Genomic DNA, 11413 nt, shown 5'->3' on the forward strand with positions numbered 1-11413 from the left:
GAGGCCTAGGACTCCGCCCTTTCACGGCGGCAACACGGGTTCGAATCCCGTTGGGAGTACCACTAAAAATTCATAATGGCCCTGTGGCGCAGTTGGTTAGCGCGCCGCCCTGTCACGGCGGAGGTCGCGGGTTCAAGTCCCGTCAGGGTCGCAATTCTAAACACCAGTTCCGGTTGGAGCTGGTGTTTTTTGCTTCTGGTTAGTGATGTGTTGGGCATCGCTGTGTGTGGGGGCAAAATGGGGGTAATAGACTAAAAGTGTGTCTGATTCTCAAGATAGTTACTGGTCAGGCCCCAACTGAGGCAGTTCCACAACCCGGGGTTAAGTAGCAAACTGACAACCCGAAAAATTGCGGGCTGCAAATGTGAAACTGTGCGAGTTTATGACACTTTCAGGCCAGTTTATGGGCCATTTTTGCTATAAGCGGGGTCAGTAACTCGCATTAAGGGTTAAGTGGCAAAAGGGGCCACCCGGTGACATGCTGAGCGGACATGCTTTTGTCTATTAACCCGTAGTCGCCACCGGGGGCACCACAGTCTAGGTTGCCCCGAGCCCCCGGGGCTGGGATGTCATTTTTCAACTTAAAATATCCGCCATGAGCTGGCGATTTGCTTATGTTTAGCGCTGTTCTGTAGAGTAACAACTCGTGCGCAGCGCTGGTAATCCGGAAAGTTGAGCACGGCATTTAAGGCCCTGTGGCGCAGTTGGTTAGCGCGCCGCCCTGTCACGGCGGAGGTCGCGGGTTCAAGTCCCGTCAGGGTCGCCACTTGATTAATTTCAAGTCTGGCCAGATAGCTCAGTCGGTAGAGCGTCCGCCTGAAAAGTGGAAGGTCAGCGGTTCGATCCCGCTTCTGGCCACAATTTATCCCCAGTCCGGAAACGGGCTGGGGATTCTTTGTTTTCCGGGTGCTTGTCGCTGGGCTCGTCGTAAAGCAAAGTGCGTTGAGCCGAGCGAAAACCTTAAAGTGGGGGAAATTGAACCGCGTACACGCCCTAGCGGATAGGATGTGGTGCATGAGTAAGGAATTCGCCTCAGCAGGAACGCTGTCCCACGATGAGACATTGCCGTGGGTCGTGCGCATCTTCGTCTACACGGATGCTGCGGGCAGTCAATCGGCTGCTGAGAAGGTTCGCGGGGTGCTCGCGGAACTGATTCCGGATCAGGAGGTTAACGTCTACGAGGATGTCATGCCCGATGTGGGGCGCACGTCCTCGCTCGCTGATCTGTGGGCGGAAGCCAATCCAGGTGTGGATCCGGGCGATCGTAAGCGCTATCGAATCAGCGTGGTAGCGCCGGGGCTGTCTCACTGTGAAATGGCGGATCTTGCAGGTCCGCTCGCCGAGGCCATCAGCCCCGGTTGGGCTGAGGGTGAGGCTGCGACCAAGGTCGCGAAGGGCGATGTTCCGTGCCGTGTCGCTGTCGGGCGTGCCGACGAGCACCCAGGCGAGCCCCCTCTAGTGCAGAATTAGCCAGGATTCGGAATTAATCCGGCGTAGCGGCTGTTGTCTGGGTTACATCCTGAGAGTCGTTTACAAGGACGATGTTTTAAAACCACAATCCAAAACCACAAGAGGGAAGTGACTCCGACAATGGCACACACTATTTCGCACGATGAGGCCGGACAGCGCTATGTTCTCACCGTAGAGGGGGAGGAGGCCGGCTTCGCCGCTTACACCCCGGTGGAAGGCGCTCTGGATTTTGACCACACGGTTGTGGATGACAAATTCCGTGGCCAGGGGCTGTCCAAGCCGCTTATCGCAGGTGCGCTGGATGATGTTCGAAAGAACAATCGTAAGATTCGCACCAGCTGCTCTGCTGTTGCCCGGTTCGTGGAGAAGAATCCGGAGTACCAGGATTTGCTGGCTGATTAGTCTCTGAAAAGGTCAAAAGAGACGACATAGAAAAATACAAAGAAGCCGATCGGCTGTTCAGGGCAGAACAACCGATCGGCTTTTCTGTATGCAGAGCTCGCGCAAAGGCTGCGTCGGGTGCTGGTGCTGAGTTAGCTGAGTTAGATACTGGGCTTAGATAAAGTCCCCGTCACCCTGGACGTACACTGCCGGATCGCACAACGGCTTGTGTTCGCCGGGCTTGGCAGGGCGTACGCGGCCCGGAATTCCTATCACGATGGAATCGGGTGGGCAGCTGTGGGTGACCACGGAGTTGGCGCCAATCGACGAGCCAGCACCAATTGTGATCGGACCAAGGACTTTCGCACCTGCGCCGACGGTGACGTTGTCCTCCAGCGTGGGGTGGCGCTTGACCTTTTCCAGCGAGCGACCACCGAGGGTCACGCCGTGGTAGAGCATGCAGCCGTCACCAATCTCTGCGGTTTCACCAATGACAATTCCCATGCCGTGGTCGATGAAGAACCGGCGACCAATTTGGGCACCCGGGTGAATCTCAATACCAGTCAGCCAACGGGCGAACTGGGCGAGGACTCGTGCAATGCCCTTGAAAATCCCGCCGCGCTTCCAGAGGCGGTGCGAGAATCGGTGAATCCAGATTGCGTGTAGGCCGGAGTAGACAATGGCATTTTCTACGTCACTACGCGCAGCTGGATCATGCGCACGGGCATTGTCCAGATCCTCTTTGAGGATTCGGAAAAAGTCACTCATGGCCGTTAATTCTATCTGGTTACAAGTGGGAACAACGCAAAAACCCGCTTGCCGACGGAAAACTGTCAGCTAGCGGGCTTTGCGGGGAATATTACGAGCGCTTTTGGAGCTCACGCCTTAGGCGCTTGGTTTAGTCGCGCAGGTCCTCGTAGAGGATGGAGGAGACGTAGCGCTCACCAAAGTCAGGAACAATTACGACGATGTTCTTGCCCTCAGCCTCCGGTCGGGCTGCAATCTCGAGTGCGGCCTTGATGTTTGCACCGGCGGAAATGCCGCCGAGGATACCTTCGGCTGCAGCGACCTTGCGGGAGACCTCAATAGCGTCCTCGTTGGTAACCGCAATGATTTCGTCGAGAAGCTCCTGATCGAGAACCTCTGGGACGAAGTTAGCGCCCAGGCCCTGGATCTTGTGCGGGCCGGCGGTGCCCTCAGTCAGCAGCGGAGAGGCCTTCGGCTCGACAGCAACCAGCTTGATGTCCGAGTTGTGTTTCTTCAGCGTGCGGCCAGCACCGGTAATGGTGCCGCCGGTGCCGACGCCGGCGACGAAGTAATCAACCTTGCCGTCGGTAGCTTCCCAGATTTCCTTACCGGTAGTTGACTCGTGGATAGCCGGGTTGGCCGGGTTGGCGAACTGGGAGGCCAGGATTGCATTGTCGGTATTAGCCACGATCTCGTTGGCCTTATCGACCGCACCGCGCATGCCGTCTGCGCCCGGGGTGAGTACAAGCTCAGCGCCGAATGCGCGCAGAACGACGCGGCGCTACTGGCTCATGGTGTCCGGCATGGTGAGGATAACCTTGTAACCGCGGGCTGCGCCGACCATAGCGAGGGCGATACCGGTGTTGCCGGAGGTGCCCTCCACAATGGTGCCGCCCGGCTTGAGCTCGCCAGAGCGCTCAGCGGCGTCAATAATTGCGTTGCCGATGCGGTCCTTGACCGAGTTGGCAGGGTTGTAAAACTCCAGCTTGGCAATCACGTTGCCCGGCAGTCCCTCGGTAACACGGTTGAGCTTAACCAGCGGGGTGTTGCCAATCAGTTCAGTGACATCGTTATAAATAGTCATTAATCTTATCCATTCTGGAAATCGCAGAGGACTTCCTAATGAGTTTTCGTACGTAGCCGTAGTGTACGCCTGATGCTGCAATTAGTACAGACCAGTTCGTCTATTTTGGGAATTGCGTGGGGAAGGGGGTCAGTTAATTCCTGCGCAGGCGCCGTTGCTGTCACCGCTACAGCCGCCGCTACAGCCACCGTTGCTGTCACTGTTGCAGCCGCCCCGCTGCTACCGCACTTGCCCTGTCTCCGTCACGTTAACGCCATGCCATTACCTTGGCCATGGTCCTTACCTCCATTGTGAGGGTAAAGAACATTAAAGTTTCTTAGATTCCGCTATTCTGAAACTTGATTTACGGTGCACGGGAATGCCTTGTGAATAGGCAGCGGCCCTCGCCACTGTGATTGGGCGCGATTGCGGCAGCTATCTGCGCAGCGGTTATCTGTGATAACCGGCAACGCAGCTAATGCGCCAGGCAATCGCGGTGCTTCGTCGAAGCCACTCAAGGGCACAAGCCTTTGGGGAAGGGAGTCGAGGCATTATCGGAAGGCAAAGTAGCTTTCCTCAGCCCATTAGCCAGGAGACCGACTGTAAATCATCCAATCCGCGCCCGCGGTTTGGCGGTCGAGCGGCGCTGTCGAGGTGAATAGCGCCGTAGAAAGAAGATTTACATCATGCATATCGCTGAGGGATTTCTCCCAGCCACTCACTGCATCGGATGGGGCGTAGCTGCTGCTCCTTTTGTCATCCACGGCGCAGTTCAAGTCAAGCGCATTATGAAGGAGCATCCCGGCAGCGGCATGCTACTCGGTGCCGCTGGTGCGTTTACCTTCGTGCTCTCCGCAATCAAGATTCCGTCCGTGACGGGCTCTACTTCGCACCCGACGGGTACCGGCTTCGGCGCCGTAATCTTCAAACCGCCGGTAATGGCGCTGCTTGGCTCCATCGTGCTGCTCTTCCAGTCAATCTTGCTCGCCCACGGCGGCATTACGACGCTCGGTGCGAACATCTTCTCCATGGCAATCGTTGGCCCATGGGTTGGCTACGCCTTCTACGTCTTGACCCGCAAGCTCGGCGGAGGTCTGCTGCCAGGCGTGTTCATGGCCGCGTTCTTCGCTGACCTCTCCACCTATGTCGTGACCTCCATGCAGCTCGCTCTTGCCCACCCGGCGAACCCGGGCGGTGTCAGCGGCGCGCTGGCAACCTTCCTCGGCCTCTTCGCGATCACGCAGATTCCGCTGGCAATCATCGAGGCTCTGGTCACCGTCATCCTCATGCGTACCCTGCTGGCAGTGGCTCACTCTGAACTTCTCGACCTCGGCTTCCTGTCCCGTTTCGGCGATGCTCCGGCGCTGGAGGCAAACACCGCAGGTGCCACTAACGGCGCTGTTGCAGGAGCTGCTACGTCGCAGAATGCTGCAGCTGCCGCCGCACCAGGTCAGAAGCAGTAGCCGTCGTCAAGCGAAAAGAAGCGAAAGAGAGCACGATTATGAATGCACAAAACAATGCACAGATTGTCGACGCACAGGCGGCTGGCCAGCCGAAGAAAAACTCCGTGTGGGTCAGCGTTGGGCTCATTGTCCTAGTTGTATTGATTGCCATGTTCCCGCTGTTCTTCAACTACGGGGACGACGACGCCGAGGAGCCCTTCGCAGGCACAGACGCCACCGCGACAGAGACAATTCAGGAAATCGACCCGAGCTATGAGCCGTGGTTTGAGCCACTCGTCGGTGAACTGCCGGGCGAGGTGGAGTCGGGACTGTTCGCGCTCCAGGCCGTCATCGGTGCTGGTGTGCTGTTCTATGTGATTGGTTACTACCGAGGGAAGGCTGCTGCGCGCACTGACAAGCGCGAGAAAGAGTAGTGAATGCGCTAGAAGCCGCAGCGGCGCGCAGTGCTTGGGCACGCCGCAATGTCGGTGAAAAAATCCTGCTGCTCGGAGGGCTGCTGATTCTGGCGGTCGCGCTACCGCCAGTTCCCTTTGCGCCGGTCATTGCGGTGATTGCCTGGGTGATTGCGTATATTGCCCGGGTGCCCCGCAAGCTGTATGTGGCGATGGTACTGGCGCCGGCGGCTTTTGTGCTCGTCGGTGCATTTCCGCTCTTAGTGGCGCTTACCTCCGACGGCCTTGCGTGGTCGCCGGACGGTCCGCAGCGAATGGCGCAGGTCGTCATGCGCTCGTTTGCGGGTATCAGCTGCACGATGGTGTTCGCGCTGACCACTCCGATTTCGGAGCTCATTGCGTGGCTCGATAAGCACGGCATGCCTCGGTATCTCACTTACCTCGCCGAGGTGATCTATCGAATGACCGGCGTGCTGATTCACTCCGCGCGCTCGATGACGGAAGCCCAAGCACGGCGTCTGGGACACTCCACGCGCCGGGCGATGATCCGAGATGTAGCGGCACAGTCCGCCAGCCTCTTTGTCATTGCTTTTACCCGTGCGCGCAAGATGCAAGAGGGGATTGAGCTGCGCGCCGATCCGAGCGCAATGAAAGTACTAGTGATCTCGCGGCCCAGGCAGCCGAAGTTCATCGCGAAAACTAGTGCCTTACTGTTGTCGTTAATTGCAGCCTGGGCACTGCTGAAATGGGGTGTATAAGAATGCCGGTTGGCAGGAAGAATAGTGCTGGTTCCGTGCAGAGTAATAGCGGCGCCATTGTGGAAGCGACCGCAGTCACATACGCCTACGACGAAACCCGCGTCCTGAAAGGTGTGGATCTGACAATTTCGGCGGGGGAACGCCTGGCGCTGTTGGGCGCGAACGGTTCGGGCAAGTCCACGCTGCTGCGGATGCTCGCGGGAGCATTCAAGCCGGATACCGGCGAGGTTCGTCTCGATGGTGCTGTCTACGAGTACTCCCGTCGCGGCCGCAATACTGTCCGTCGCTCAGTGCAGATGGTCACGCAGGATCCCGACGAGCAGATCTTCGCCGCCAGCGTGTTTGCTGATGTCTCCTTCGGTCCCGTCAACATGGGGCTCGGAAACGAGGAGGTAGAGCGGCGCGTTCGGGAGGCTCTCGTCACTGCTGAAATCGCTGATCTTGCGGAACGCGTCCCGCATCAGCTTTCCTATGGTCAGCGCAAACGCGTCGCGCTCGCAGGCGCGCTGGCGATGCACCCGCGCGTGCTGCTTCTCGACGAGCCCTCCGCCGGCCTGGACCCGCAGGCGACCCGGAAGCTCGCGCACACGCTCGATCAATTGCGCGATCAGGACACGGCGGTTGTCGTCGCCACGCACGACATCGACTTTGCGTGGAACTTCGCCGATAGGGCAGCAGTGCTTGCCGACGGTCAACTGCGCGTCGGCTCCAAACGAGACATTTTGGCCAATCAGGGCTTGGTCGAAGAAGCTCGATTGACTTTGCCCTGGGCGCCTGTGGTCTCCAAAGCGATTGGGCGGGATGTGCTCTATCCGGAGGATATTTAGAGGATTGGCACAATCGGTAGCGTACGCATCAGCGATGAAAAACTTGGCCAAACGTGGCCATAAGTGCAGCTAAACCAAGCTAAAAATGAGGCTAAAAATGAGAAAACGCCCGCGGGCAGGGCGTAATGCCTATGTGAATAGGCCTAGAAATATTGGCGAAGCTGTCGCATTTCTTCGCTTCCATTTCACGTCACACCTGTCCGCGGGCGATCTCCGTGGCCGTGGCACTTTGCAGTGTCCTCCGGCGCATCAGGCAGGTATTCGGACTTCCTGGCGTGGCCAACAATAAGGGGATGACGACTGCCACTTGCTTTAGTGCCTGCGGGCAGAACCTTATTGTCGATTTTTCCTACTTTTCGCCGCTTCCCAAAGTTGAAACAACTTCAGTGCTGTTGGCGAATTTCGTTCCAGATTACCGCTGCGGGACAGTTCCGGAATTGCACCGGATTCCCTCTTGCGTTTGCTGTGCACCATCTTTGGTCTGCGACGTGGAGGACGTAGCAGTAAAAAATGGAACTCAACAAAACCTGTTGCAGTGATAACAATAGCGCACCGATTCAAATAAGCGAAGGCTTATTTCGGAAATGCCCGCATTGGGGGTAAAACGCGATTTAGTACCCTCTATGAATGATATTTTTGCTGTTCTCTGGCGGAAAACCAATTACCCCTATCTCGTATTTGCCGGGCAATAGCGGGGCTGATGGCAGTCTTTATCCAGGAGTTTTCTGTACATACTTGTAGAGAAACCTAGTTGTTTCCTAAGATTGTGTGACGGATGCCTTAATGCAGGTGTACCCGTTCGGAGGGTACTATCTACTTTGTACGGTTTACAGCCCCCGAAAGGGTCAGTAGCCGCTGAGCGGTAGTTGGCTATTTCGTTGGTGTGTAAGTCGGCGTGAAGTCACAGGCTGACGGTGCCCCCGTGGGCGCCAGTGAAGCAATTTGCCCGTTACGCAGGAGGACGCGAGATGGATCCCCACCGCATTCTGGACGACAATGAGGTTATTAAGTCGTCCTTGGTCGCCCTAAAGAATGCGACTGGTATTCCGGTCACAATGTATGCGGAAGTCACCGATAACTCGAAGATGCAGATTAACAACTGGGTTGGTCTGCGCACCCCGGCTCTGCAGAACCTGACTGTGGAATCGGGCGCGGGTGTTGGTGGTCGCGTATTGGCCACCCGCCGCCCGGTGGGTGTCAGTGACTACCTGCGCGCCAAGGTCATTACCCATGAGTACGACGACAAGATTCGTGACGAGGGCCTGCACTCGCTGGTCGCCGTGCCGGTGATTGTTTCTCGTCTCGTCCGCGGTGTGCTCTACGGTGGTGTGCACTCCTCGGTGCGCCTGGGGGACAAGGTTCTCGAAGAGGTCACGATGACCGCCCGCTGCCTGGAACAGGACCTGGCAGTCGTCGATGCCTGCCGCAACATGGATCGCTCCGGTAACGGCAAGGGCGGTCGTATCATGAATGGCGCCGAGTGGGAGCAGGTCCGCTCCACGCACTCGAAGCTACGTATGCTCGCCAACCGTGTGGATGACGAGAAGCTGCGCCAGGAGCTCGAAGTTCTCTGCGATCAGATGGTCACGCCGGTCCGCGTCAAGCAGACCACCAAGCTGTCTGCTCGTGAGCTCGACGTTCTTGCCTGTGTCGCCCTCGGCCACACCAATGTCGAAGCCGCTGAAGAGATGGGTATCGGCGCCGAGACCGTCAAGTCCTACCTCCGCTCCGTTATGCGTAAGCTGGGTGCCCACACTCGCTACGAGGCGGTGAACGCCGCCCGTCGCATCGGCGCATTGCCGTAAACCGCTTGACGACGGGCGCTGCGTCCGACACCTGCAGTTGTTTCGGGTGTTCCTGGTTGCCACGGGGGCAATCGCCGTGCTCCCCACAAGTTTGGGTTACGTAGCAAACCAGCATACCTAGGGTAAGTAGCAAAAGGTGTCCGCCGGCGTGCTGCCGAGCGGACACCTTTTGCTACCCACCCCAATGTAAGTTACTGACCGCGGTTCTGTTTGGCGGCAGCGGGCGAATGCAAGTTACTGACCGCGGTTATGACAAAAATGGCCAGAAAAATCGCTTGAAAGTGCTATAAAGTCGCACAGTTTCACATTTGCAGCCCGTAATTTGCAGCCCGTAGTATTTGGGGTTATTAGTTTTGCCGCTTAGCCCGCTACTTACCGTCTGCTTGGTACCCGTTTTCGCGTTCGCCACCGGGAACCCACTTAACATCGTTGCCGTCATTGGCTACCCGCGAAAGGATAAACAGTAGGTCGGAAAGACGATTGAGGTACTTCGCCGGCAGGACTGAGGTGGTGTCGGGAAACTCTCGACACGCAGCCCACGCCGCACGCTCGGCCCGGCGAGTAATCACTCGAGCCGTGTGCAGCAGTGCCGCAACCGGGGTGCCGCCCGGCAGAATGAAGGAATCCAACTTCGGCAATTGCTCATTGAACTGGTCACACCACTGCTCCAGCCGTTCGATGTAGTCCTGTTCGATGCGCAGCGGCGGGTACTTTGGATTTTCCTCAATAGGTGTTGCCAGGTCCGCCCCGGCATCGAAGAGGTCATTTTGAACGTAGCGGATGACGGCCGAGATCTCGTCGTCAAGCGTGCCGAAGCTGAGCGCCTGGCCGAGTGCGGCGTTGGCCTCCTCGCACGTGGCGTAGGCGATAAGGCGGGAATCGTCCTTCGGGACGCGGCTGAAATCGGACAATCCGGTCGTGCCGTCGTCGCCGGTGCGAGTGTAAATGCGAGTTAAGTGAACGCTCATACTCTCAAGCCTAAGCGCAATATTGCGAAATGTGGTTGGCTGGGGGAGTGGGAAATGAGCGATTTCTGGTTAAAGGCGGAGCGACGCTAAACGGACAGGTTCAGGTTTCCGGGGCGAAGAACTCGGTCCTGAAGCTGATGGGTGCGGCGCTTCTCGCCGAGGGTACGACTGTATTGACGAACTGCCCTGAAATTGATGACGTGCCATTGATGCAGAAGGTCCTCGAAGGCCTCGGCTGCTCTGTGACGCGCGAGGGTGACCGGATTGAAATCACGGTGCCCGAAGATCTCTCGCATCACGCTGACTTCGATGCCGTGCGTCAATTCCGCGCTTCGGTCTGCGTGCTCGGGCCACTGACGGCGCGTACTCGTAATGCGATTGTCGCGTTGCCCGGCGGTGACGCGATTGGTTCCCGTCCGTTGGATATGCACCAGGCGGGCCTGGAGAAACTGGGCGCACGTACATACATTCATCACGGTTGTGTGGTGGCCGAAGCAGATCGACTGACCGGTGCAAATATCAAGTTGGACTTCCCGTCTGTCGGTGCGACCGAGAATATTCTGACCGCGGCTGTGCTGGCTGAAGGAACGACAGTGCTGGATAATGCTGCCCGTGAGCCCGAAATTGTCGACCTGTGCGAGATGTTGGTGGAAATGGGCGCCAACATCTCCGGTGCGGGATCCAACACCATCACGGTTGAGGGAGTCGAGAAGCTGCACCCGACCGAGCACAAGGTCGTCGGCGACCGAATCATCGCGGGTACCTGGGCTTACGCTGCTGCTATGACCGGTGGCGATATTACTGTCGTCGGCATCAACCCGAAGTATTTGCACCTTCCCCTGGAAAAGCTCAAGAACGCCGGCGCCCAGGTCGAGACCTATCCGCAGGGTTTCCGCGTCCGTATGAACGGACGTCCGCAGGGCGTGAACTATCAGACGCTGCCATACCCAGGCTTTCCGACGGACATGCAGCCCATGGCCATCGCTCTGTCCGCGGTGTCCGAAGGCACATCAGTACTTACCGAGAATGTTTTTGAGTCGCGTTTCCGGTTCGTCGACGAAATGATTCGCCTCGGCACTGATGCCACTATTGATGGACACCACGTGATGATTCGTGGGAAGGAAGCCTTAAGCTCTGCTCCTGTTTGGTCTTCTGACATTCGCGCCGGGGCCGGTCTGGTGCTTGCTGGACTGTGTACCGAGGAAGGGGATGTGACCGAGGTGCACGATGTTTATCACATCGACCGCGGTTATCCGGGATTCGTAGAGACACTGAATTCTCTCGGTGCATCTGTCGAGCGGGTTAGCTAGGCGTGCGTTTGTTGGCAGCTGCATAACTGGCCAGTGAGTAACAGGGCAGTGCATACTCAAGAGATGCATATCTGAGATGCATAACTGATAACCATCGCAAATCCTGGGTCTGGGTGTTTTAGGCCTGTAGGGAGATTATCTTCCGGTTGGATTTGTGGTGGTTTTAGTGGTTTTCCTGCGGTTTTGCGTTCTTTGGTGGGGTGTGTGTAATGTATCTGGAGGTCAGCGC

General features: G+C 57.5%; 10 protein-coding genes, 3 tRNA genes, 1 pseudogene and 2 riboswitches. Of the genes and pseudogenes, 11 read left to right on the forward strand and 3 right to left on the reverse strand.

What is annotated here, in order from left to right; translation table 11 throughout:
- Positions 1-77 precede the first annotated feature (77 nt).
- From Q0U90_RS10780 to Q0U90_RS10800, 5 genes are all read left to right on the forward strand, one after another.
- Positions 78-151, forward strand: a tRNA-Asp gene (locus tag Q0U90_RS10780).
- Between the two features lie 538 nt (positions 152-689).
- Positions 690-766 (forward strand) — tRNA-Asp (locus tag Q0U90_RS10785).
- A gap of 19 nt (positions 767-785) precedes the next feature.
- Positions 786-858: transfer RNA gene (locus Q0U90_RS10790), tRNA-Phe, on the forward strand.
- Positions 859-1014: 156 nt separating this feature from the next.
- Positions 1015-1470 (forward strand): hypothetical protein, encoded by a 456-nt coding sequence (locus Q0U90_RS10795; RefSeq protein ID WP_297454894.1) that lies wholly within the window; start codon positions 1015-1017, stop codon positions 1468-1470.
- Between the two features lie 120 nt (positions 1471-1590).
- Positions 1591-1872 carry a GNAT family N-acetyltransferase gene (locus tag Q0U90_RS10800; protein WP_297454897.1) on the forward strand — a complete coding sequence of 94 codons (282 nt, stop codon included), beginning with the start codon at positions 1591-1593 and terminating at the stop codon, positions 1870-1872.
- Positions 1873-2025: 153 nt separating this feature from the next.
- Here Q0U90_RS10800 and epsC read toward each other — a convergent pair whose 3' ends face one another.
- Both epsC and cysK read right to left on the reverse strand, forming a co-directional pair.
- Entirely contained in the window at positions 2026-2619 is a 594-nt protein-coding gene (epsC, locus tag Q0U90_RS10805; RefSeq protein WP_048761503.1) for a serine O-acetyltransferase EpsC, read from the reverse strand.
- A 130-nt stretch (positions 2620-2749) separates the two neighbouring features.
- Positions 2750-3682 (reverse strand): annotated as a pseudogene (cysK, locus tag Q0U90_RS10810) (cysteine synthase A).
- Between the two features lie 302 nt (positions 3683-3984).
- Positions 3985-4281: riboswitch (cobalamin riboswitch) on the forward strand.
- A 66-nt stretch (positions 4282-4347) separates the two neighbouring features.
- On the opposite strand from cysK, the gene Q0U90_RS10815 reads away from it, so the two are divergent.
- The 5 genes from Q0U90_RS10815 to ramA all read left to right on the forward strand — a co-directional run bounded on the left by Q0U90_RS10815 (position 4348) and on the right by ramA (position 8906).
- On the forward strand, positions 4348-5124 hold the full coding sequence (locus Q0U90_RS10815; RefSeq protein WP_297454903.1) for an energy-coupling factor ABC transporter permease: 777 nt from the start codon (positions 4348-4350) through the stop codon (positions 5122-5124).
- A gap of 38 nt (positions 5125-5162) precedes the next feature.
- Positions 5163-5537, forward strand: a complete 375-nt coding sequence (locus Q0U90_RS10820; protein ID WP_297454906.1) for an energy-coupling factor ABC transporter substrate-binding protein — start codon at positions 5163-5165, stop codon at positions 5535-5537.
- On the forward strand, positions 5537-6274 hold the full coding sequence (gene cbiQ, locus Q0U90_RS10825) for a cobalt ECF transporter T component CbiQ (RefSeq protein ID WP_297454910.1): 738 nt from the start codon (positions 5537-5539) through the stop codon (positions 6272-6274). Before Q0U90_RS10820 ends, cbiQ begins: the two co-directional genes overlap by 1 nt.
- 35 nt (positions 6275-6309) lie before the next feature.
- Positions 6310-7101, forward strand: coding sequence for an ABC transporter ATP-binding protein (locus Q0U90_RS10830; protein ID WP_297454913.1), 792 nt, complete (start codon positions 6310-6312; stop codon positions 7099-7101).
- A gap of 234 nt (positions 7102-7335) precedes the next feature.
- Positions 7336-7591: riboswitch (cobalamin riboswitch) on the reverse strand.
- 478 nt (positions 7592-8069) lie between these two features.
- Positions 8070-8906, forward strand: a complete 837-nt coding sequence (gene ramA, locus Q0U90_RS10835) for an acetate metabolism transcriptional regulator RamA (protein WP_005511953.1) — start codon at positions 8070-8072, stop codon at positions 8904-8906.
- 368 nt (positions 8907-9274) lie between these two features.
- Here the strand turns inward: ramA and Q0U90_RS10840 are convergent, their stop codons facing one another.
- On the reverse strand, positions 9275-9874 hold the full coding sequence (locus Q0U90_RS10840; protein ID WP_297454920.1) for a cob(I)yrinic acid a,c-diamide adenosyltransferase: 600 nt from the start codon (positions 9872-9874) through the stop codon (positions 9275-9277).
- Between the two features lie 47 nt (positions 9875-9921).
- On the opposite strand from Q0U90_RS10840, the gene murA reads away from it, so the two are divergent.
- Positions 9922-11184: a UDP-N-acetylglucosamine 1-carboxyvinyltransferase gene (murA, locus tag Q0U90_RS10845; RefSeq protein ID WP_297454923.1), complete on the forward strand. Its 1263-nt coding sequence runs from the start codon at positions 9922-9924 to the stop codon at positions 11182-11184.
- The last annotated feature ends 229 nt before the right edge of the window (positions 11185-11413 follow it).

It is taken from the genome of uncultured Corynebacterium sp. (assembly GCF_946998835.1).
Lineage (GTDB): Bacteria > Actinomycetota > Actinomycetes > Mycobacteriales > Mycobacteriaceae > Corynebacterium.

Excerpts from the sequence above, each read along its gene's own strand:
- Q0U90_RS10795 (WP_297454894.1), top strand. The coding sequence starts at position 1,015 with ATGAGTAAGGAATTCGCCTCAGCAGGAACGCTGTCCCACGATGAGACA.
- Q0U90_RS10800 (WP_297454897.1), top strand. The coding sequence starts at position 1,591 with ATGGCACACACTATTTCGCACGATGAGGCCGGACAGCGCTATGTTCTC.
- epsC (WP_048761503.1), bottom strand. The coding sequence starts at position 2,619 with ATGAGTGACTTTTTCCGAATCCTCAAAGAGGATCTGGACAATGCCCGT.
- Q0U90_RS10815 (WP_297454903.1), top strand. The coding sequence starts at position 4,348 with ATGCATATCGCTGAGGGATTTCTCCCAGCCACTCACTGCATCGGATGG.
- Q0U90_RS10820 (WP_297454906.1), top strand. The coding sequence starts at position 5,163 with ATGAATGCACAAAACAATGCACAGATTGTCGACGCACAGGCGGCTGGC.
- ramA (WP_005511953.1), top strand. The coding sequence starts at position 8,070 with ATGGATCCCCACCGCATTCTGGACGACAATGAGGTTATTAAGTCGTCC.
- Q0U90_RS10840 (WP_297454920.1), bottom strand. The coding sequence starts at position 9,874 with ATGAGCGTTCACTTAACTCGCATTTACACTCGCACCGGCGACGACGGC.